General features: G+C 53.0%; 18 protein-coding genes. 9 read left to right on the forward strand and 9 right to left on the reverse strand.

What is annotated here, in order from left to right:
- The first annotated feature begins 31 nt into the window (after positions 1 to 31).
- The 5 genes from nrdA to LF929_RS14910 all read left to right on the forward strand — a co-directional run bounded on the left by nrdA (position 32) and on the right by LF929_RS14910 (position 5378).
- On the forward strand, positions 32 to 2320 hold the full coding sequence (nrdA, locus tag LF929_RS14890; RefSeq protein WP_210174729.1) for a class 1a ribonucleoside-diphosphate reductase subunit alpha: 2289 nt from the start codon (positions 32 to 34) through the stop codon (positions 2318 to 2320).
- 161 nt (positions 2321 to 2481) lie between these two features.
- Entirely contained in the window at positions 2482 to 3612 is a 1131-nt protein-coding gene (gene nrdB, locus LF929_RS14895; RefSeq protein WP_226092614.1) for a class Ia ribonucleoside-diphosphate reductase subunit beta, read from the forward strand.
- Between the two features lie 5 nt (positions 3613 to 3617).
- The gene (yfaE, locus tag LF929_RS14900; protein WP_038907321.1) at positions 3618 to 3878 is read left to right on the forward strand and encodes a class I ribonucleotide reductase maintenance protein YfaE; all 261 of its coding nucleotides are present in this window, start codon (positions 3618 to 3620) and stop codon (positions 3876 to 3878) included.
- A gap of 133 nt (positions 3879 to 4011) precedes the next feature.
- Positions 4012 to 4926, forward strand: a complete 915-nt coding sequence (locus LF929_RS14905; RefSeq protein ID WP_210174731.1) for an SPFH domain-containing protein — start codon at positions 4012 to 4014, stop codon at positions 4924 to 4926.
- 2 nt (positions 4927 to 4928) lie between these two features.
- Positions 4929 to 5378, forward strand: coding sequence for an NfeD family protein (locus tag LF929_RS14910; protein WP_210174732.1), 450 nt, complete (start codon positions 4929 to 4931; stop codon positions 5376 to 5378).
- Between the two features lie 16 nt (positions 5379 to 5394).
- Here the strand turns inward: LF929_RS14910 and cueR are convergent, their stop codons facing one another.
- Complete coding sequence (gene cueR, locus LF929_RS14915; RefSeq protein WP_012883798.1) at positions 5395 to 5826, reverse strand: Cu(I)-responsive transcriptional regulator; 432 nt, start codon at positions 5824 to 5826, stop codon at positions 5395 to 5397.
- Positions 5827 to 5949: 123 nt separating this feature from the next.
- Here cueR and copA point away from each other — a divergent pair, with 123 nt between their 5' ends.
- The 3 genes from copA (at position 5950) to ybaK (ending at position 10326) form a co-directional block, all read left to right on the forward strand.
- Complete coding sequence (gene copA, locus LF929_RS14920) at positions 5950 to 8778, forward strand: copper-exporting P-type ATPase CopA (protein ID WP_210174733.1); 2829 nt, start codon at positions 5950 to 5952, stop codon at positions 8776 to 8778.
- Positions 8779 to 9016: 238 nt separating this feature from the next.
- Positions 9017 to 9829, forward strand: coding sequence for a TraB/GumN family protein (locus LF929_RS14925; protein WP_210174734.1), 813 nt, complete (start codon positions 9017 to 9019; stop codon positions 9827 to 9829).
- A gap of 17 nt (positions 9830 to 9846) precedes the next feature.
- Positions 9847 to 10326 carry a Cys-tRNA(Pro)/Cys-tRNA(Cys) deacylase YbaK gene (gene ybaK / locus LF929_RS14930; protein WP_016942042.1) on the forward strand — a complete coding sequence of 160 codons (480 nt, stop codon included), beginning with the start codon at positions 9847 to 9849 and terminating at the stop codon, positions 10324 to 10326.
- Positions 10327 to 10676: 350 nt separating this feature from the next.
- Here ybaK and LF929_RS14935 read toward each other — a convergent pair whose 3' ends face one another.
- The 3 genes from LF929_RS14935 to ushA form a co-directional block, all read right to left on the reverse strand.
- On the reverse strand, positions 10677 to 12269 hold the full coding sequence (locus LF929_RS14935; protein WP_038907314.1) for a methyl-accepting chemotaxis protein: 1593 nt from the start codon (positions 12267 to 12269) through the stop codon (positions 10677 to 10679).
- 976 nt (positions 12270 to 13245) lie between these two features.
- Positions 13246 to 13644 (reverse strand): hypothetical protein, encoded by a 399-nt coding sequence (locus LF929_RS14940; protein WP_038907313.1) that lies wholly within the window; start codon positions 13642 to 13644, stop codon positions 13246 to 13248.
- Positions 13645 to 14232: 588 nt separating this feature from the next.
- A complete protein-coding gene (gene ushA, locus LF929_RS14945) occupies positions 14233 to 15885 on the reverse strand; it encodes a bifunctional UDP-sugar hydrolase/5'-nucleotidase UshA (protein WP_038903699.1) in 1653 nt (550 codons plus the stop codon).
- Positions 15886 to 16466: 581 nt separating this feature from the next.
- On the opposite strand from ushA, the gene ybaL reads away from it, so the two are divergent.
- Positions 16467 to 18152 carry a YbaL family putative K(+) efflux transporter gene (gene ybaL, locus LF929_RS14950; protein ID WP_210174737.1) on the forward strand — a complete coding sequence of 562 codons (1686 nt, stop codon included), beginning with the start codon at positions 16467 to 16469 and terminating at the stop codon, positions 18150 to 18152.
- A 48-nt stretch (positions 18153 to 18200) separates the two neighbouring features.
- On the opposite strand, the gene hemH is transcribed toward ybaL, so the two are convergent.
- The 5 genes from hemH to LF929_RS14975 all read right to left on the reverse strand — a co-directional run bounded on the left by hemH (position 18201) and on the right by LF929_RS14975 (position 23363).
- Positions 18201 to 19163: a ferrochelatase gene (hemH, locus tag LF929_RS14955; RefSeq protein ID WP_210174738.1), complete on the reverse strand. Its 963-nt coding sequence runs from the start codon at positions 19161 to 19163 to the stop codon at positions 18201 to 18203.
- 278 nt (positions 19164 to 19441) lie between these two features.
- A complete protein-coding gene (gene adk / locus LF929_RS14960) occupies positions 19442 to 20086 on the reverse strand; it encodes an adenylate kinase (protein ID WP_016942047.1) in 645 nt (214 codons plus the stop codon).
- 283 nt (positions 20087 to 20369) lie between these two features.
- Entirely contained in the window at positions 20370 to 22253 is a 1884-nt protein-coding gene (gene htpG / locus LF929_RS14965) for a molecular chaperone HtpG (RefSeq protein WP_193744512.1), read from the reverse strand.
- Positions 22254 to 22428: 175 nt separating this feature from the next.
- Positions 22429 to 23034: a recombination mediator RecR gene (gene recR, locus LF929_RS14970; RefSeq protein ID WP_016942049.1), complete on the reverse strand. Its 606-nt coding sequence runs from the start codon at positions 23032 to 23034 to the stop codon at positions 22429 to 22431.
- Positions 23034 to 23363 carry a YbaB/EbfC family nucleoid-associated protein gene (locus LF929_RS14975; RefSeq protein WP_016942050.1) on the reverse strand — a complete coding sequence of 110 codons (330 nt, stop codon included), beginning with the start codon at positions 23361 to 23363 and terminating at the stop codon, positions 23034 to 23036. The genes recR and LF929_RS14975 overlap by 1 nt, the downstream gene beginning before the upstream one ends.
- Positions 23364 to 23401 lie beyond the last annotated feature (38 nt).

The following is a 23401-nucleotide window of genomic DNA, read 5'->3' on the forward strand; positions in this document are numbered from 1 at the left end:
AACTCGTGTCAAAAAACAGGTGCTACGCCACATGAACCAGAGTCTGCTTGTTACCAAACGCGATGGCAGTAAAGAACGCATCAATCTGGACAAAATCCACCGGGTAATCACCTGGGCAGCAGAAGGGTTACACAATGTCTCTGTTTCTCAGGTAGAACTGCGTTCCCACATCCAATTCTACGACGGCATCAAAACTGCCGATATCCACGAGACGATCATCAAGGCTGCGGCTGACCTGATCTCTCGCGAAAGCCCCGACTATCAGTATCTGGCTGCTCGTCTGGCTATCTTTCATCTTCGCAAAAAAGCCTACGGTCAGTTCGAGCCACCGAAGTTGTATGATCACGTGGTAAAAATGGTCGAGATGGGTAAGTACGATCGCCATTTGCTGGAAGATTACACGGAAGAAGAATTCGCTCACATGGACGCTTTCATCGATCACTGGCGTGACATGAATTTCTCCTATGCAGCTGTAAAACAGCTGGAAGGGAAATATCTGGTCCAAAACCGCGTGACCGGTGACATCTACGAAAGCGCCCAGTTCCTGTACATTCTGGTCGCCGCTTGCCTGTTTTCCAGCTACCCGCGTGAAACCCGGCTGGACTACGTCAAGCGTTTCTATGACGCCGTATCGACGTTCAAAATCTCGCTGCCAACGCCGATTATGTCCGGCGTGCGTACGCCAACCCGCCAGTTCAGCTCTTGCGTGCTGATCGAATGCGGTGACAGCCTGGATTCCATCAATGCGACATCCAGCGCTATCGTGAAATACGTGTCCCAGCGCGCCGGTATCGGCATCAACGCAGGCCGTATTCGTGCACTGGGCAGCCCGATCCGTGGTGGCGAAGCCTTCCACACTGGCTGTATCCCATTCTATAAGCACTTCCAGACCGCGGTGAAATCCTGCTCTCAGGGCGGGGTACGTGGCGGCGCTGCCACACTGTTCTACCCGCTGTGGCATCTGGAAGTGGAAAGCCTGCTGGTGTTGAAAAACAACCGTGGCGTGGAAGGCAACCGCGTGCGTCACCTTGATTACGGTGTACAGCTCAACAAGCTGATGTACCAGCGTCTGGTGAAAGGCGAAGACATTACGCTGTTTAGCCCGTCCGATGTCCCGGGACTGTACGACGCCTTCTTCAACAATCAGGATGAATTTGAACGCCTGTACGTGAAATACGAGCAGGACGACAGCATTCGCAAAAAACAGCTCAAAGCCGCCGAACTGTTCTCGCTGATGATGCAGGAGCGTGCCTCCACAGGTCGAATTTATATTCAGAACGTCGACCACTGCAACACGCACAGCCCGTTTGATCCGCAGGTTGCACCGGTACGCCAGTCCAACCTGTGTCTGGAAATCGCGTTGCCGACCAAACCGCTGGAAGACGTCAACGATGAAAACGGCGAAATCGCACTGTGCACCCTGTCGGCCTTTAACCTGGGCGCCATCAGTTCGCTGCATGAACTGGAAGAGCTGGCGATATTAGCAGTACGCGCGCTGGATGCCCTGCTCGACTATCAGGACTACCCGATTCCGGCTGCGAAACGCGGCGCGATGGGCCGCCGTACGCTGGGCATTGGTGTTATCAACTTCGCCTATTATCTGGCGAAGCACGGTGTGCGTTACTCCGACGGTAGCGCCAATAACCTGACGCACCGCACCTTCGAAGCTATTCAGTACTATCTGCTGAAAGCCTCGAATCAGCTGGCTCGCGAACAGGGTGCCTGCCCGTGGTTCAACGAAACCACCTATTCGCAGGGTATTTTGCCAATCGACAGCTACAAGCGTGATCTGGACAATATTTGCAGTGAACCACTGCACTATGACTGGGAAACACTGCGTAAGGATATCCAGACCTATGGTCTGCGTAACTCTACGTTGTCGGCACTGATGCCGTCGGAAACGTCGTCGCAGATATCCAATGCCACCAACGGTATCGAGCCTCCGCGCGGTCATATCAGCGTCAAGGCATCCAAAGACGGTATCCTGCGTCAGGTAGTGCCGGAATACGAAACGCTGAAAGACGCCTACGAGCTGCTGTGGGATATGCCGTCTAACGATGGTTACCTGCAATTGGTCGGTCTGATGCAGAAATTCGTCGATCAGGCGATTTCAGCCAACACCAACTATGACCCGGCGCGTTTCCCGTCAGGCAAAGTGCCGATGACGCAGTTACTCAAAGATCTGCTCACGGCGTATAAATTCGGGTTGAAAACCCTCTACTATCAAAACACCCGCGACGGTGCCGAAGATGCGCAGGACGACCTGCTGGACTCTGCACCGCAGGATGACGGCTGCGAAAGCGGCGCGTGTAAAATCTAAGCACGGCGCAGGGGGAGCTGCGCAGGCGGCTCCCCTGAAATGACGATGTCCTCATCTCGTCGCGGTTAGTCTGACAAGGTAGCGGCGACATAGCCCGCTCGGGTTACAGAGGTTTAACAGCGCCGCCCTCGGGCCGCGCTGTTGGCTTGTTTGGAGAGACCATGGCTTATACCACTTTTTCACAGAATAAAAACGATCAGTTGCTGGAGCCGATGTTTTTCGGCCAGCCGGTTAACGTGGCGCGCTACGATCAGCAGAAATATGACATTTTCGAAAAGCTGATCGAAAAACAGCTGTCCTTCTTCTGGCGTCCGGAAGAAGTGGACGTTTCCCGCGACCGTATCGACTATCAGGGCTTGCCGGAACACGAGAAACACATTTTCATCAGCAACCTGAAATACCAGACCTTGCTGGATTCCATTCAGGGTCGTAGCCCTAACGTCGCCCTGCTGCCGCTCATTTCCATCCCGGAACTGGAAACCTGGGTGGAAACCTGGGCTTTCTCGGAAACGATTCACTCCCGTTCCTATACCCACATTATTCGTAATATCGTCAACGATCCGTCGGTAGTGTTCGATGACATCGTCACCAATGAGGAAATCCTCAAACGGGCCAAAGACATCTCCGGTTTTTATGATGAGCTGATTGAACTGACCAGCTACTACCATCTGCTGGGGGAAGGTACCCATCAGGTCAACGGCAAGACTGTGACCATCAACCTCTACGAGTTGAAGAAAAAACTCTACCTGTGCCTGATGAGCGTTAACGCGCTGGAAGCCATTCGCTTCTACGTCAGTTTCGCCTGCTCTTTCGCTTTCGCCGAGCGCGAACTGATGGAAGGCAACGCCAAAATCATCAAACTGATCGCCCGTGATGAAGCGTTGCACCTCACTGGCACCCAGCACATGCTCAACCTGATGCGCGCAGGCCAGGACGACCCGGAAATGGCCAAGGTCGCGGAAGAGTGCCAGCAGCAATGCTACGATCTGTTCGTGCTGGCGGCACAACAGGAAAAAGAGTGGGCGGAATACCTGTTCCGCGACGGCTCGATGATCGGTCTGAACAAAGACATCCTGTGCCAGTATGTTGAATACATCACCAACATCCGCATGCAGGCGGTAGGGCTACCGTTGCCGTTTGAAACCCGTACCAACCCCATTCCATGGATCAATGCCTGGCTGGTATCGGATAACGTGCAGGTGGCACCGCAGGAAGTGGAAGTCAGCTCCTATTTGGTCGGCCAGATTGACTCAGAAATCAACACTGACGATCTTAGCGGCTTCCAACTGTAATCACGATGACAGCTCCCACCATTACACTGCGCCTGTCAGGGGCGCAGTTACTTTGCTCTGACGAACACACCACCTTGTTGGAAGCGCTTGAATCCCAACGGGTGCCGGTCGAGTATCAGTGCCGTTCCGGTTATTGCGGCTCCTGCCGCCTGCGCCTCATCAAAGGTAAGGTCGCCTACCGGGAAACACCGCTTGCCTGCCTGCAACGAGACGAAATTCTGCCCTGCTGTTGTATGCCAGTAGATGACATCGAACTGGATATGTAATCGGTGCTGTGCTCTTGCAGCCTGCTTTACAGGCAGGCTCGCATAATCCCTTGTTCACCCGTAACTTTACTACGCCAGTTAGGCTATCCTGCGTTACACTTTCCACAGGAGAAACCCACGGAGAACAGAGCACATGCTGACATTTATCCCGGTTCTGATCGTCGTTGCGCTGGTGATTGTCTGGTCTGGTATCAAAATCGTACCTCAAGGCTATCAGTGGACAGTGGAGCGCTTTGGCCGCTATACCCGCACGCTGATGCCCGGCCTGAACCTGATGGTGCCGTTTATGGACAGAATCGGCCGCAAAATTAATATGATGGAGCAGGTGCTGGACATCCCGTCGCAGGAAATTATCTCCAAGGATAACGCCAACGTTACCATCGACGCCGTCTGCTTTATTCAGGTGGTGGATGCTGCCCGTGCCGCGTATGAAGTCAGCAATCTGGAACTGGCCATCATCAACCTGACCATGACTAACATTCGTACTGTGCTCGGTTCGATGGAGCTCGATGAAATGCTATCGCAGCGCGACAGTATCAACACCCGGTTGTTGCACATCGTTGACGAAGCCACCAATCCCTGGGGTATCAAAGTCACCCGCATCGAAATTCGTGACGTGCGCCCGCCAGCCGAGTTGATTGCCTCGATGAATGCTCAGATGAAAGCGGAGCGAACCAAACGCGCCGAGATTCTGGAAGCGGAAGGGGTGCGACAGGCGGCGATACTGAAAGCCGAAGGGGAAAAACAGGCGCAAATTCTCAAAGCCGAGGGGGAGCGTCAATCCGCCTTCCTCGAAGCCGAAGCGCGCGAACGTGCAGCAGAAGCGGAAGCCCGCGCCACCCAAATGGTGTCTGAAGCCATTGCCGCAGGCAACATCCAGGCAATCAATTACTTTGTGGCGCAGAAATATACCGCTGCACTGCAAACCATCGGGTCGGCCAACAACAGCAAAGTCATTATGATGCCACTAGACGCCAGTAACCTGATGGGCGCCATTGGCGGCATCAGTGAACTTATCAAAGAGAGTCAGGCAGACCGGAGAAAATAGTCATGATGGCGCAGGTGTTGGAAAACGCCCACTGGTTCTGGTTATCGCTCGGCGGGTTGCTGCTGGCGGCTGAAATGCTGGGGGCTGCCGGTTATCTGCTGTGGAGCGGTGTCGCCGCCCTACTTACCGGCATTCTTGCCTGGCTATTGCCGCTGGATTGGGCCTGGCAATGTATCGCCTTTGCCGTACTGACAGTCATTGCCGCGTTATTGTGGTGGCAGTGGTTACGTCGCCGCCTTGAGAAACAGCCGTCTCCGATGCTCAATCAACGTGGCCAGCAGTTAATTGGCCTGCATACCACGTTGAGCGAACCGCTGGTTAACGGCTTTGGTCGCGTTAACATTGGCGACAGCAGTTGGCGCATCCAGGCAGAGCAAGACCTGCCTGCTGGCACCGTAGTGGAAATCACCGCCGTGGAAGGCATTACGCTACAGGTCAAGCCGCGTGCGTAATATCATGGGATAGGTTCTAAGGCTGTGGGTGCTTACCTTGCCCACCTGCGCCAGTATGGCAGCACCCTGCCAGTTGGGTAATGATCGGACATTCTGCGCTACTGTCGCCGGGACAGGACTCTGCCAACGTCAGTAAACGCTGACGCATCGACTTAAGCTCTTCTATCTGCTGCTCGATATCCTGCACTTTCTGTAATGTGCGGGCTTTCACATCGGCACTGTGCCGCATCGGATCATTGAACAAGGTCACCAATTCACGGCATTCCTCCAGCGTGAACCCCACCTGACGCGCCTGACGCAACAGCGTTAGCTCTTCGATATGGTGAAGATCGTAACTGCGGTAACCATTTTCGCATCGCAGCGGTGCCGTCATCAGCCCCTTTTCTTCATAGAAACGGATAGTCTTGCTGGTCAGTCCGGTTTTTTTCGCCACATCACTGATATTCATGATTCCCCCTTGACCCTTCCCTTGCTGGAAGGTTTACGCTTCAGGTAGTGCTTAGAACTAATCAAAATCACGACGGCGGTCAATGCCTTTGACAGTCTGCTGTGATCACCGAGGAATATTATTATGTCGCAAACCATACGCCTTTCATTGCAGGGTTTATCCTGTGAACACTGCGTCGGCAGGGTAAAGAAAGCCCTGGAGTCCCGACCGGATGTGGAACAGGTTGATGTATCACTGAAACACGCCAACGTTACCGGTGATGCGGATCCCCAAACACTGATAACCACCATTGAAGAAGCCGGTTATGAGGCAAGCCCTGCCATCCCGAATGTCACCTTGCAGCTCTCCGGCCTCAATTGCCAGCATTGCGTGGCATCAACCCGTAAAGCGCTGGAAGCCGTACCGGGTGTCAACGCAGCGGATATTACCCTGCAACAGGCGGCAGTTTATGGTGATGCAGACCCGCAAACGCTGGTCGCCGCCGTTGAGCAGGCCGGTTTTCATGCCACGCTGGCAGCGGAGATCCACCACCCAAAATCTGAGCCGCTGACAACACCCCACGCCTTCACGCCGGACAGGCTGTCAGCGGCGCTTACCTCTGTTCCGGCAAACACCAACGCTGTCGATACAAGCGCCGTTGTCGACATGAGCACGGCCCACTCGCTACCGGCTGGCGTCACGCCAGCCGATAATCTCGCCGCGAGTGATGACGATACGGTCCAGCTGTTATTAAGCGGCATGAGCTGTGCCAGTTGCGTTAGCCGGGTGCAGTCAGCGCTGCAACGTGTTCCCGGCGTAACACAGGCACACGTCAATCTGGCCGAACGTAGTGCGCTGGTCAGCGGCAGCGTAGCGCACCAGGCGCTGATCGATGCGGTAGAGAACGCCGGCTACGGTGCGGAAATCATCCTTGATGAAGCCGAACGACGCGCCCGACAAGAGCACACATCGCGTCAGGCGGTGCGGCGTTTTCGCTGGCAGGCTGCTCTCGGCCTGGCACTCGGTATTCCACTGATGGTTTGGGGCATGATCGGCGATAACATGATGCTCACCGACCACAATCGTACTGGGTGGTTACTGGTTGGCGTGTTGACGCTGGCGGTCATGATCGCTGCTGGCGGTCATTTCTATCGCAATGCCTGGCGTAGCCTGATGAACGGCGGCGCTACCATGGATACCCTGGTCGCACTCGGTACCGGCGCAGCCTGGCTTTACTCCATTACTGTCAACCTGTGGCCGACCGCCTTCCCAATGGAAGCGCGTCATCTTTACTACGAAGCCAGCGCCATGATCATCGGTTTGATCAATCTTGGTCACGCGCTGGAACAACGGGCCCGTCAACGCTCATCGCAGGCACTGGAGCGATTGCTGGATTTGACGCCGCCAACCGCCCGTTTGGTCACCGCACAAGGTGACAGCATTATTCCGCTTTCGCAGGTGCAAACCGGTATGACGCTGCGCCTGACCACCGGCGACCGTATTCCGGTAGATGGTGAACTGGAGCAAGGCGAGTTGTGGGTTGACGAAGCCATGCTCACCGGCGAACCATTGCCGCAACAGAAATCGGCGGGTGATAAAGTACACGCGGGAACACAGGTACAGGATGGAAGTGCAACGTTGCGCGCTGGCGCTATCGGCAACCAGACCACGCTGGCCCGTATTATTCATCTGGTGCGTCAGGCACAGAGCAGTAAACCCGCTATAGGCCAGTTGGCTGACCGGATTTCCGCCGTTTTCGTACCGGTTGTGGTGGTGATAGCCTTGTTGAGCGGCGCTATCTGGTATGTTGTCGGCCCGGCCCCCCACCTCGTGTACACGCTGGTGATCGTGACAACCGTGCTTATCATCGCCTGCCCTTGCGCATTGGGGTTGGCAACACCGATGTCGATAATCTCCGGCGTCGGGCGAGCCGCCGAGTTGGGCATACTGGTGCGAAACGCGCAGGCACTACAGCAGGCCAGCCAGCTTGATGTACTGGTATTCGATAAAACCGGCACCCTGACAGAAGGTAAGCCACGTGTGGTGGCCCTGCATACATTCGGTGATATCAGCGAATCTCAGGCACTGAGCTGGGCGGCATCGCTGGAGCAAGGCGCTCATCACCCACTGGCACAGGCAATAGTTCAGCGTGCTGATGGCATCCCGCTCAGTACCATGACGCAATTTCGCACCCTACCGGGGTTAGGCGTTAGCGGTCAGGCAGGCGACACGTCACTGTTGCTCGGCAACCCGGCGTTGCTGGAACAGCATCAGGTCGCACTGGCTGACGGTGAAAACTCGCCGCGTTACTGGCTGGAGAAACAGTCTGCAACCGGCATGACCCCGGTGTTGCTGGCGGCTAACGGCCAGATAGTGGCGCTATTTTCCGTGCAGGACACCCTGCGTCAGGATAGCGTGAGTGCGCTGCAACGGTTACATCGGCAGGGCTATCAGTTGGTGATGCTCACGGGCGATAATGCGGCGACAGCCCAGACCATTGCCCGTGAAGCGGGTATTGATCAGGTCATCGCCGGGGTATTACCGGACGGAAAAGTTGACGCCATTCGTCAGTTGCAATCGCAAGGCAAACGGGTCGCGATGATTGGTGATGGTATCAACGATGCACCAGCACTGGCACAGGCCGACGTCGGCATCGCCATGGGCAGTGGCAGCGATATCGCCGTAGAAACCGCTGCCATGACGCTGATGCGCCATAGTCTGCACGGTGTTGCCGATGCGCTGGCGCTTTCCCGGGCGACACTGGGCAACATGAAGCAGAACCTGCTGGGTGCGTTTATCTACAATACGCTTGGTATTCCCATTGCCGCCGGTGTGCTTTACCCCTTAACAGGCACCTTGCTAAGCCCGGTCGTCGCTGGTGCAGCGATGGCGCTCTCGTCGATTACCGTGGTGAGCAACGCCAACCGGCTGCTGCGCTTTACCCCACCGGACGCGCCCACCGGACATAGCTGAATCGGGGCACCTCTCTGGGTGCGATGTGCTATCGAACCGCGCTCGATATGCCGCATCGCACCGCTTTCATACCGCTTTTTCTTACCACGACCGTAGCTGACATGCCGAATTAGCGATACAACTTGCCGGGCGAACCGTTTAGCATAGGGAACCTGACGGCACCAAAGGTCTGCATTGCGACGGCATGATATCTGTTCGCAAGGTTACGCCCGAAACCGCCACTACCGGAGATGTCGATATGAAACGGCTGATACGCCAGATTGCGACGTTTCTCGGCCTTCTCGCGCCCGCGGGTTACCGTTACCCGGCGCTGGATGTCGAGATCGTTAACCAACGCCAGTTCCATCTGGTGGGCAGTATTCACATGGGTACGGTGGATATGTTCCCCTTACCTGCCGAATTATTGGCCCGCCTTGAACAGGCTACCGCGCTCATCGTGGAAGCGGATATCTCTGGCAGTGACTCACCGTTTGACCCGATTGGCGCAGAGCCCCCGTTAGCAGAACGTCTGGACGCCGCCACGCTTGAGCGCTTGCAACAGATATGCCGGGAACTGTCGTTCAGCTACGACAGTATTGATAGGGTTCCCGCCTGGCAGGCCGCACTGGTGCTACAGGCTCGCCAGGCGATGATGTTAGGCCTGCGACCGGATTATGGCATCGATTACCAGTTGATTAACGCCGCCCGCGACAGAGGGGTGAACATCATCGAGCTGGAAGGCCAACAGCAGCAGGTCGACTTGTTGCTGCAATTACCACAGGGTGGATTGCCTCTTTTGGAAGACACCCTTATCCACTGGCATACCAACGCGCGCCTGTTGCAAACGATGGTCAGTTGGTGGCTCAATCACAAACCAACCTGGGCGGACAATGTGCCGTCCACATTCAGCAACGAAATAACGGAATGCTTGATGAATCACCGCAATCAGCGCTGGCAACAGCAACTGGCCGCGCTGCCGCAGGGAAATTATGTTGTGTCTGTCGGCGCCCTGCATTTGTACGGTGAAAATAACCTGCCCGACTTGTTACAGGCCCATGCGGCCACCTTTTGAAGCAAGGACAGTACATTATGACACCCGCAGTCAAACTGCTTGAGAAGCAAAAAATCACCTTTACGCTTCATAGCTACCATCACGATGCTGATGAAACCAATTTTGGTGAAGAAGCCGCCCGCAAACTCGGGCTGGATAAACAGCAGGTTTACAAAACCCTGCTGGTGTCGCTCAACGGCGATGCCAAACAGCTGGCTGTCGCGGTGACTCCAGTCGCCAGTCAGTTGGATCTGAAAAAGGTGGCCAAAGCGCTGGCGGCCAAAAAGGCCGACATGGCAGACCCACAGATAGCCCAGCGGGTGACAGGTTATCTGGTCGGGGGTATCAGCCCGCTGGGGCAGAAAAAATTGTTGCCGACAGTAATCGACGAGGGTGCTCAGCAATTCGGCACCATTTTTGTCTCAGGTGGCAAACGAGGATTAGACCTCGAACTGGCTGCGGCTGATCTGGCCAGTGTACTGAAAGCGCAGTTTGCCGACATAGCCAAACACGACTGACCATAGCGATATTGATGTTCAGGAAGAAGACGGCGGCAGAGGGCTCCACGGCCAGTGTCGCCCTCTGCCACCGCTTCATAACGGTTATGATGGGATGAGTGATAACCCACAATTAAAACAGCGTTTCATTTAATGACAATATAACATCAGTTTCGTTTAAAAACGATGGTAGTGATCACGATTTGGTTTGTAAAACAAGTAATTGAGATTGCGCTATGACACGGCAAAAGAGGGCCGAAAAGACCGCAGGAAGACAAGAATGAGTGCCAATCAAACAAACCCGGTGAGTGCGAACACGCGGACAAAAAGGCGGCCGTCTACCGGCCGCCAGTGTTATGAGTAGATTGACGTTACCGTGATGGCACCCGGCCAATCGTCAGCGCCCCCCGGCCATGATCCACACCATCGGTATTAAAATAAGCGACCGAGGTTTTTAACCGCTGAGCCTGTATTTCCAGTTCATTCGCCGCCGCGACGGCCCGTTGAGCCAGAGCGGTATTCTGCTGAGTGATAGAGTCAATCTGGACGATCGATTCATTGATATAGCTGATCCCTTTGCCCTGCTCGCTGGTCGCCGTCGCGATTTCTGACACAATATCCGCGACATGCTGCACCGCGCTGATGACATCCTTGATGCTGCTGTCGGCCAGTTTTATCTTCGCCGAGCCACTATTCACGCGGGAAACCGACTCTTCTATCAGGCTTTTGATCTCTCCAGCCGCTTGCGCACTGCGTAACGCCAGGCTTCGTACTTCACCAGCCACAACAGCAAAACCACGCCCTTGCTCACCGGCTCGCGCCGCCTCTACCGCCGCATTCAGCGCAAGAATATTGGTCTGGAATGCGATGTTATTCACCACTTCGGTAATATTAGCGATTTTATCTGAGCTTTCAGAAATGCCGTCCATGGTGTCGTTCACTTCCCGCATCACTTCACCACCGCGAGAGGCAATGCCCAGTGCCGAATGCGCCAGGTGACGGGCCTGCTCCGTATTATCAGCATTCTGTTTAACGGTAGAGGTAATTTCCTCCATGCTCGCCGAGGTTTTCTCCAGTGCGGTAGCCTGCCGTTCCGTATAAGAGGACAAGTCGCTATTACCGGCGATCACCTCACCACTACTGGCATCAATCACCTCTGCACCGGCACGAATATCTTCGATAACAGTAATCAGCTGTTTGCGCATCATCTCCATTTCATGCAGCAGGCTGATATTATCACCTGGCAATGTCGTCACTGAATGCGATAAATCGCCAGCGGCAATACGCTCTACGACTTCAGCGGCATAAGAGGGTTCACCTCCCAGTACACGCAAGATACTGCGATTTATCCAGTAAACCAGCAGCGAAAGTAACACGCTGACTAAGATAAAAATCATGCCGTTGTTATATAAAGAATGGGTAAACGCCTCATTGATATCATCAATATACAGCCCGGTCGTGATTATCCAATCCCAAGGGGCGTAGCGTAAATTATAGGCTGCTTTCGGTTGTGCAACGGTGGAACCGGGACGGGGGAAAGCGTAAGCCGTATAACCCGCCTCGCTGTTTTTTGTCGCGGCCACCATATCCCGATAAATAAAGGTACCGTTAGCGTCTTTCACATCCGGCCCCTGACCAATCAGCTTTTCATTAATCGGGTGCATTAAGACGCGGGGTTCGGAGTTAAGTATGGTGAAATAACCTGAATCGCCATAACGCAAATCTTTTATGGACTTCATTGCACGCCGCTGTGCTTCTTCCAACGAAATCGTTCCGCTGCTGGCTAACTCGGCATTGGTTTTTACAATCCCCAACGCCAACTGAGTCACATGCATTAACTCCATTTCTCTCAGCGATAATTGATCTTGCTTAATTTTCATCGATCCATAAAGCAGCGTCCCTGCCAGACATAACAAACTAATGATAAGTGGAAGCCAAACTTTCCTGGCAAGAGATATTTTCATTTGTTTAACACCTTTTTATGAGGTTGTATTTTCAATTTTTATGCCATACCCACCCATTACTACCCTATATCTAATAAAATCAGCCTCCCCCCCTTTTTTAATAGCAGAAAACATAAAGATTACTTATATGCTTTTTAAGCATAAAAAAGAGTTTTCATCAGTAAATCCGGTTTACTCCCTACATGGCATAACCCCCTTCCACATTGCTCACTATACCCTTCATACTTCAAGTTGCAGGTGTGTTGACGGCGTTACTCGGCCCATCAATGGGCCTCGCCCTTCGGGCCGCTGCAAGCAGCGTTCAAATCGGCGTATGCCGATTTGTCGTTCACCCGAATCACTTACCTGAGTAAGCTCATCGGGATGAAATGAGAGACATCCTGTCTCTCACCAGAGGCCAGCCGTTGGCTGGTCAAATTCGTTCCCAACGAATTTGTCACTCTCTTGCCGCGTTACAAGGTTCTAACGAGCCTTGCCCTAAAGGGCCAACGCATGGCATTGTTCAACACGCGAGCGTGTTGTCCTGCAACTCGAATTATTTTGGGTATAAATAGCCTTACAGCAAAAAGAAAAACACCACGCCCTAATACGATGATGCAACAGTATCATAACGTTAAGCAGGCCTTCCCCCTGGACATGGCAAATTTGATGCTGACATCACTGATTTGAAAAAGAAAACAAAACGTATTTTCCACAAACTAAAAAATTCTCAGGCTAACATTTTCATTTTCTTTCATAATGAAATGCGATCACGATCACCTGAAACGATACAAGGACGGGAAGAGATAGAAAGGAATAACGCCAAAGGGTTCACTCCAACGAGGCGTTATTCTCAAGCGAGCGCTGTCAATAATCTGGAGTGCATTATTACATCATCAATACCACAACAGGTTTATATTCACGGTGGAAACTGACTTAATACCAGCAAGCGTCGGCCTGTATCCGACAGTGAATGCGGCTACAGGCCATCACTCAATTAGTTAGCTTTTTGTATCAACAATGTGGCCTGGCCAATATTATCAGAACAATTGTCATCGCTAACATAGGCGATAAACGCTGAGCCGGTTGAATCCACCACAACCGGATTACTGGTAACAGAAACACCCCAACGCGCGTTTTTAAACCCACCCTGTACCATGACCGCATCAATCACACAGCTGTTACTGGAAGAGTTGGTGCAATTCATCGTGTTAGACACAAGGGATAAAACATATCTCCCGGGCTCTAAGGTGAATTTAGCCGATGTACCCGATACCGTGTCTACCAATGGCGCTGTCTGACAATTCCGTAGAGCATCAATCGTAACGCTGGTCGCCGCTTCACTCACAAAAGGCAAAGCAGCCAGCATAAAAATGCCAATAGAGGTCATTCGCATTATTCAATCTCCTGAATAAATAGCATATAAAAAATAATTATGTGTAATTGATTACTCAAACCATACGATTCAAAGAATGATGGCCGCGCCATCCTAGCCGATAAAATTAAAAACTGTCAACGCGGTCACTTCATGCCCCGTTTAATCCTTTTTAAATGGCAGATAATTATTAGTGAGTTATATATACGAAACAATTCGAATTACAGCTTAATTTGCTTATGCGCGGCCCCACCAGAATGAGACTGGCAACGCGATGCATCGTGCTGCCAAAGGGGGGAGTAATTCAATCAACGCACTACCAACATGAAGCATGACGAATATATCAACACACTTCATATCTTCATTACTTTAAATAATGTAGTTATAAACAACATTCAAACTATCATCATTTATCAGAAAATAAAAATAACAACTGTTATTTTACGAAACACCTCAAATATCGGGTAACCGGGTCCAGGTATGACCCACGAGCCATGACGTGACAAGTAAAGTAGCGGTTGCCCCGTCGATATCGGGATAACAACCGCTCTATGCCTTATTGACTACACGCGAATCATTTACGCAGCAATGATCACGAATAAGCCATCATTACTCATAAACAATCTCACCTTTCGGCTCATAGTCTGCCGCCTGTAGAGGAGAATGATCCTCAACATATTGGCGCAACACTTCTGCATCCACGAAACCAGTATTGACGTAACCCGGCAGCTCACTCAGCTTCGGATAACCGTCCCCGCCGGTGGCGTTAAAACTCAGGGTGGCAATACGGTAGACTTTGTCGGCCTGCAGCGGCTCGCCCTTAATCTTCACGTTCTTAACGCCAGTGCCATCAGCTTGCAGGCTGACATTCAGGAACTGAGCATAACCGCCGGAATCGACTTTTTTATTGGCAACAACTGCCAGATATTTTTCCACCTCACTGCCTTTCAGATCAGCGTATACCAGCGTGTTGCCGAACGGTTGGACTTTGAGCAAGGTCTTGTAAGTCATGTCGCCGGATTCAATGGAGTCGCGTACACCACCACCACTCATGACGGCGAAATCCGCTTTGGCGCGTTCCAGTTGCGCAGACAGCAATACGCGCGCCAGGTTGGTTTGCACAAAACGCACCTTATTGCGATCACCCTCCAGTCGGCCATTCACACTCCCCACCTTGACATCCAACTGTGCTTTGCCTTTTTCCTGAAAGGGCGTCAGCAGTTTTACCATGTCCGGGTTCTGGCTGATTTCCTGGGTGTAATACACGCGTTCACTGGTACCGTCGGCCTTCTCGACTTTCTTCTTGAGATTGACGGGAATCAGTTGGTAATGCGTCAGCGCCAGCTCACCATTACGGAAAGTAAAATCAGCACGACCGACATATTTGCCCCACTCATGCGCCTGTACAATCCAGGTACCGTTTTGACGATCCGGTGCGCAAGGTGTACCGGGCACATAATTGACCTGCTTTTTATTCTCACTGGCCATACATACCGGGTCTTGCGAATGGCCACCGACAATCATATCGAGATACCCCGCAGGCAAGCTGCGCGCCATTTCCACGTCACCCGGTGCGTTAGAACCGTGCTCGCCATTATCGTAATGCCCCATGTGGGTCGCAGCGATAATCACATCCGGTTTTTCTTTTTTACGCAGCTGTTCCACGACTTTTTTCGCCTCATCGGCGGGTTTGCGAAACTCAATATCGTGGAAATACTCTGGATTACCAATTTTTGCCGTGTCGTCCGTTGTCAGGCCAATAACCGCGATCTTAACCCCCTGACGCTCGAAGAGCGCATAGGGTTTGAATAATCGCTTATCGGTGCTTTTCTGGTAGATATTGGCGGAAAGTAGCGGGAAATGTGCCCATTTTTCCTGCTGACGTAACACCGCGAGTGGGTTATCAAACTCATGATTACCGACTGCCATCGCGTCATAACCGACCAGATTCATGCCACGAAAATCCGGCTCAGCATCCTGCAAGTCAGACTCCGGCACCCCAGTGTTAATATCCCCGCCCGACAACAGTAATACGCTGCCGCCTTTACCTGAGACGTCCTGACGAATCTGGTCTACCAACGTTTTTTGCGCCGCCAGACCATATTCACCGTAATCGTTATGCCAGAAATGACCATGATGGTCATTCGTATGCAGGATAGTGATGTTGTAAGTTTTATCTTTTTCCCATGCCTGTGCAGCAGGTGACGACACCGCCAATGTTACCGCAATCAGGCACCCCAGACTTTTGACAGAAAAATGCATGACAACTCCCGTGATAAAAATCCCTTATCTACCTGTCATATCCAGGTTACGGCCACACGGCATCGTTCAACACGCGAGTATGCCGCCTGCAACCTGAATTACTTTTGGTATAGGATTGTTACATTAAACTGGTAAACATACGCACAAACTAACACAAGTCGGGACGAGATAGTTGACGTTATAGTGAACCTGGGCATTTTTTCGCTATGGCGCGGTGGTGGTGATGCAGTAGCACTATCCGACTGATAATTCATAAATTGAATCATAGCCTTGATATCACCGCTAACGCTCCACTGGGTTTATCCACAAACAGAAATTAAATTAGCTCTATATATCAACGATAAAAGCAATAATTTAACTATAAATATGTGTTACACTATTTAAACAGATGAAAAACATCATTTATGTCTCACTCTGTCGCCTTTCCGACGGTTTTAACCCCTCTGACGTTGCATAGCACCGGCGTTATACGGACGGGGAACGGGTTGGCGCGGCAGAGCACAGAAGCATTCAGGAACCACAGCCTGCTGTCGGTTCAGGAATATCCGCCCATTCTCGTTACGCATGGTAAAGGAGTCGGAATGCATGATAATACCACCCCCTTAATCTCCACGATGGCCGTCGGTCTGGTGCTGGCTTTCTTGCTGGGCATTCTGGCTAACCGACTGCGTATTTCGCCCCTGGTCGGGTATTTGGTGGCCGGTGTGATAGTCGGCCCTTTTACACCCGGTTTTGTCGCCGATACCCAACTGGCACCGGAAATTGCCGAACTGGGCGTGATTTTGTTGATGTTTGGCGTCGGGCTGCATTTTTCGCTACGGGATTTGATGGCGGTAAAGTCGATAGCTATCCCCGGCGCGGTGGCGCAAATAGTGATGGCGACACTGCTGGGGGTGGGACTGTCGTCAATTCTGGGCTGGAGTCTGCCTGAGGGATTGGTGTTTGGTTTATGTCTGTCCACCGCCAGTACCGTGGTACTGCTACGTGCGCTGGAAGAGCGCCAGTTGATTGACAGCCAACGCGGACAAATCGCCATTGGCTGGCTGATTGTTGAAGATCTGGCGATGGTACTGACGCTGGTCCTGCTGCCCGCTTTCGCCGACATGTTGAAAACCGATACCGCCAATACCAGCAAGCTCTTGCAGGATCTGGCAATTACGCTGGGGAAAGTGGTGGCGTTTATTACGCTGATGGTGGTGGTAGGCAGACGCGTGGTGCCGTGGGTGCTGGCAAAAAGCGCCAGCACCGGCTCGCGCGAACTGTTTACACTGTCGGTGCTGGCAATGGCGCTGGGCATCGCGTTCGGTGCAGTCAAGCTGTTCGATGTGTCGTTCGCGCTGGGGGCCTTTTTCGCCGGTGTGGTGCTAAACGAGTCAGAACTCAGCCAGCGTGCCGCCCACGATACGCTGCCGCTACGTGATGCATTCGCCGTACTGTTCTTCGTTTCCGTCGGTATGCTGTTCGACCCCATGATTCTGGTACACGAACCACTGGCCGTGTTGGCAACGTTGCTGATTATCGTAATAGGTAAGTCGATGGCTGCGTTCCTGCTGGTGCATATGTTTGGTCACTCAAGACGCACAGCACTGACCATTTCCGCCAGTCTGGCACAAATTGGTGAGTTCGCCTTTATTCTGGCAGGCCTTGGCATTTCACTCGGTATGCTGTCGGAGAATGGCCGCAACCTGGTACTGGCGGGCGCTATTTTGTCGATCATGCTTAATCCGATGCTCTTTGCACTGCTGGAGCGCTATCTGGCCAGACACGAAACCATTGAAGAACAAATCGTTGAGGAAGCGATCGAAGAAGAAAAGCAGATTCCTGTTGAGCTGTGTAACCATGCGTTATTGGTCGGCTACGGACGTGTGGGCAGCTTGATCGGCGCTCGGCTACATCAGGCCGACATCCCGATGGTGGTGGTTGAAACATCGCGTGCGCGCGTCGATGCTTTGAGGGAACAGGGTATTAAAACCGTACTGGGCAACGCAACCCGACCTGACATCATGGATATTGCCCGCCTCGATTGCGCCAGTTGGCTGCTGCTGACGATCCCTAACGGATACGAAGCCGGCGAGATTGTCGCGGCGGCGCGAGCCCGACGCCCGGACCTGAAAATCATCGCCCGCGCACACTACGACGATGAAGTCGCCTATATCACCGATCACGGAGCGGATCACGTTGTCATGGGTGAGCGCGAAATCGCCGAAACCATGATAACGATGCTAGACGTGGATGAGATTGTCGCCGCCAAAGCCTGTCCAATCTAATCAAAGCCTTGTCAGGCACCCCGGTGCCTGACTCCCTCACCAAGAGGTTTATCCCTGCTCATTGACCAGTTGTGCCAGCAATGCAATATGCAACGGCGCGTCGTTCAACGCTGGAATATACTCAAAAGACTCGCCGCCCGCGTGCAGGAAGAGCTCCCGATTCTGCTCTTTGATCTCTTCGAGCGTTTCAAGACAGTCAGCCGCGAAGCCGGGACAAATCACCTGGATTCGTTTCACACCCTGCTTCGGCAACGCCTGCATTGTTTCATCGGTATAAGGCGTCAACCAGGCCTCACGACCGAAACGAGACTGGAAGGTCATCATCACTTGCTCTGACGATAATCCTAGTGCCGCCGCTAACGCCTGTGCCGTAGCGGCACAACGTTTAGGATAATCATCACCTTCATCGGCGTAGCGCTGTGGAATGCCATGAAATGAAATCACCAGCTTATCCGGTACGCCATGCTGTAAAAATGACTGTTCAACGCTGTGCTTTAACGCTGCGATATAGGCCGGGTGCTCAGCATAATCACGAATAAAGCGAATGCCCGGAATTTGTCGCCGGTTACGCAACAGCGCGGACACGCCATCCCACACCGCCGCAGTAGTGGAGCAGGAATACTGTGGGTACATCGGCAATACTGTCACCTCGGTAACGCCCTGCGCCAGCAACGCGTCCAGTGCAGATTGCAGACTCGGCGAGCCATAGCTCATCCCCAACGCTACCGGGATATCCGGCAGGCTTGCTGCCAGCGCCTGCTGCTGTCGGCGGCTGTAAACCAGTAGCGGTGAACCTTCATCCATCCACACCGACTGATACAGTTTTGCCACTCGCGGCGAACGCGTCGGCAGAATAATACCGTGCAGCAGCGGACACCATAGCAGCCGGGTCAGGTCAACCACGCGCCGGTCATGCAGGAATTCGGCCAGATAACGTTTTACCGCTTGCGGCGTCGGGGCATCCGGCGTCCCCAGATTCACCATCAACACACCGCGTTTCTCTTTTTTCATCAACGTTTTCCTTTACTATCGCTTCGGCATCATGTGTAGACGAGGGTGAAACAACATTGTAGCGGAAACAGGACGATGAGGAACCGCAGGCTACGAGGTTAAAGCCGATACCAGCGATTGTCGGAAACGATATTCCCTCATCGGGGCAAACTGTTGGCTGAAAACGCCGTCGCTATCCCGTTGTCATCGTAGAGGTGGAATAACAGAGAGAGAAAATCGTCAGGGAATACGAAAAGAAGAAGCGCCACCAGTAATGGCAGCGCCTGCGAAAAACGGGATCAGCCCAGAATACGAGCCAGTTCTGCACTGACATCGTTAACCGGACGGGTACCATCAATCTTATGGTAATGGGTATGGTTAGCCGCCGCTTCCTGCTGATAGTAGTTCACCAGCGGTGCGGTCTGCTGGTGATATTCCACCAGACGTTTACGCACGGTGTCTTCCTGATCATCTTTACGGATAGTCAGCTCGTCACCGGTCACGTCATCTTTGCCTTCCACTTTGGGCGGATTGAATTTCACGTGATACACACGACCGGAAGCCGCATGTACGCGACGGCCGATAATACGCTCAACGATCAGCTCATCCGGCACATCAAACTCAATCACGTGATCGACGGCAATGCCAGCCTCTTTCATCGCGTCAGCCTGAGGAATGGTACGCGGGAAACCATCCAGCAGGAAACCATTGCGGCAGTCATCTTGTGCGATACGCTCTTTAACCAGGGCAATCACCAGTTCGTCTGTCACCAGTTTACCCGCATCCATGATCTCTTTTGCCTGCTTGCCCAGTTCGCTACCGGCCTTTACCGCCGCACGCAGCATATCGCCGGTGGAGATTTGCGGAATGCCATACTTCTCCATGATGAACTGAGCCTGAGTACCTTTGCCTGCGCCCGGAGCGCCCAGCAGAATAATACGCATTGCGTAATTCCCCTTGCTATGTAGTTTTTTTAAAAAAAATTTGAAAAACGCTAAACCATACCATTCCGGAGGCGCTTCCTCAAGGAACGGGCTCGCTTCAGCGGGCGCGGCAAAGCTGAAATTCGTGATGGCGCATGGCTTTTCAGCCGACTCTGAGAGTGTAGACGACAGGGAGTCAGGCGGGAAACCGATATGGTAACAAACCCTCATTACCCCCGAAGGCTTGGCTTTAGGCTGATAAAAAACGCCCCGGTAAACCGGGGCGCTTATCATGCGGAGCCAATCAGGCGGTCAGCAGTTGGTTCATACGGCGGATAAACTGGTTAGGGTCTTCCAGCGTACCACGCTCGGCAAACAGCGCCTGATCCAGCAACAGTTCGACCCACTCACCGAACTGCGCGTCATCCTGGGTGTCAGCGGCACGTTTCACCAGTGCATGTTCCGGATTCAATTCAAAAATGTACTTCACTTCCGGTGCCTGTTGCCCGGCGGCGGCAAACAGCTTCGCCATCTGGGTGCTCATGTCATTGGCATCCGTCGTTACGATAGCCGGTGTGTCGGTCAGGCGATGCGTCAGACGTACCTCTTTTACACGCTCTCCCAGCAGCGTCTTAACACGCTCGACAAATGGCTCCAGCGCTTTTTCTGCTTCTTTTTGCGACTCGTTGGCTTCATCTGCCAGCTTATCCAACGATTCGTCAGCTTTGCTAACCGACTGGAACGATTTACCGTCAAACTCGGTCAGGTAGCTCATCATCCATTCGTCGATACGATCGGAGAGCAGCAGTACCTCAATGCCTTTCTTGCGGAACAGTTCCAGATGCGGGCTGCTCTTGGCCGCAGCATAGCTGTCAGCAGTGATGTAATAGATCTTATCCTGACCTTCCACCATGCGGGTGATATAGTCATCCAGCGATACGGTCTGTGCATCACTATCATTGTGGGTGGTCGCAAAACGCAGCAGTTTAGCAATGGCTTCACGGTTGCCACCGTCTTCCGCCGGGCCTTCTTTCAATACCAGGCCGAACTGACTCCAGAACGTCTGGTATTTTTCGCTGTCGTCTTTAGCCAGTTTTTCCAGCATTTGCAGCACACGCTTAGTCAACGCGGTACGCAAACTCTGCGTGACACGGTTATCCTGCAGAATTTCACGGGATACGTTAAGCGGCAGGTCATTGGAGTCTATCAAACCGCGGACAAAGCGCAGGTAGTTCGGCATGAACTGTTCTGCATCGTCCATAATGAATACGCGCTGCACATACAGTTTCAGACCATGCTTGTGATCGCGATTCCACATGTCCCAGGGAGCCTGGGAAGGAATATATAACAGGCTGGTGTATTCCTGCTTCCCTTCTACCCGGTTGTGGCTCCAGCTCAGTGGGTTGGTAAAGTCATGGGCGATATGTTTGTAAAACTCGTTGTACTCATCATCGCTGATGTCGGACTTGTTGCGGGTCCACAGGGCCTGGGCCTTGTTGATTTTCTCCCAGGTGACGGTCTCTTCACCGCCCTCTTCCTCGCTTTCCGTGCGGGATTCAATTTCTACCGGCAGTGCGATATGGTCAGAATATTTGCTGATGACTGAGCGCACCCGCCAGTTATCGAGAAACTCATCTTCGCCTTCGCGCAGATGCAGGGTGATTTCGGTACCACGTTGCGCTTTAGCGATATCAGCGATGGTGTATTCGCCTTCACCGGCTGACTCCCAGAACACCCCCTGTTCGGCATCGGCACCTGCCACACGGGTTTTTACCGTGACCTTATCGGCGACGATAAACGCGGAGTAGAACCCAACGCCAAACTGGCCGATCAACTGGCTGTCTTTTGCCTGATCAGAACCGAGAGACTCCAGAAACGCCTTGGTACCGGATTTGGCAATCGTCCCCAGATTATCGATAACGTCATCGCGGCTCATACCGATACCGTTATCGCTGATGGTCAGAGTGCGCTTTTCTTTATCGATAGAGACCCGAACGCGCAGTTCTCCATCACCTTCATACAAGTCTGGAGTGGACAGTGCACGAAAACGCAGTTTATCCGCGGCATCGGACGCGTTGGAGATCAATTCGCGCAGAAACACTTCTTTGTTGGAGTACAACGAATGGATCATCAAGTGCAGCAGTTGCTTGACTTCTGACTGGAAGCCGCGGGTCTCTTGGCCTTTCATACTCATTATTACTTCCCTCAATACGTATTTATTCAGGCTGATTCAACGGAGGATGAGCAACAGATGGGGATTAACCGTCAGGGTTTCAAGGGGGGATATGCAATTGGCGATACAGAAGACGGCTGAGGCAGACAGGCCGTCGGGTGACGGCCATAGAGATTGACGGTGGTAAAAATCAGAACCGGATAGGATGACGCCCGGCCAGCGAGTGAGACAGCGTGGTGCCGTCCACCATTTCCAGCTCACCGCCGACGGGAACGCCATGAGCGATACGGCTGGCCATGACCCCGTGCTCGGCGCACAGCTCGGCGATATAATTCGCCGTTGCATCGCCTTCCACCGTCGGGTTGGTCGCCAGAATCACTTCACTGATGGTTTCCGTCGCCAGACGCTCTTCCAGCCGATCCAGCCCGATATCGCCAGGGCCTATACCATCAAGCGGCGACAGGTGCCCCATCAGCACAAAATAACGACCCGCGAACTGCCCGGTCTGTTCAATGGCGTGGATATCCGCCGGACTTTCCACCACACAAATCTGACCGTTCTGCTGACGGCGCGGGTTCGCACAAATGCTGCAAACGTCCTGCTCGGTAAAGGTCCGACAATCGGCACAATGGCCTATCTCCGACATGGCGCGGGTCAGTGCCTGCGCCAGACGCATCCCCCCGCTGCGATCACGCTGCAACAGGTGGAACGCCATGCGTTGTGCTGATTTTGGCCCCACGCCGGGTAAGCAGCGCAGCGCCTCCATCAATGCTTCAAGAAGCGGGCTGGTTTGCATCAGAACGGCATCTTGAAGCCGGGCGGCAACGGAATACCGCTGGAAACCGAGGCCATTTTTTCCTGCTGAACTTCAGCGATACGGCGCGCCGCATCATTGAATGCCGCCGCAATCAGGTCTTCCAGCATTTCTTTGTCGTCTTCCATCAAGCTCGGATCGATTTCAACACGACGGCAATTGTGAGCGCCATTAATCGTCACTTTTACCAGCCCTGCGCCCGATTCCCCGGTCACTTCCAGATTGGCAATCTCTTCCTGCGCTTTCTGCATTTTTTCCTGCATCTGCTGAGCTTGCTTCATCAGATTGCCTAAACCGCCTTTACCAAACATATCGCTCTCTCTACCACTTTCGGGCTGCCGATGGGCAG

It is taken from the genome of Dickeya oryzae (assembly GCF_020406815.2).
In the GTDB taxonomy this organism is placed as follows: Bacteria; Pseudomonadota; Gammaproteobacteria; order Enterobacterales; family Enterobacteriaceae; genus Dickeya; species Dickeya oryzae.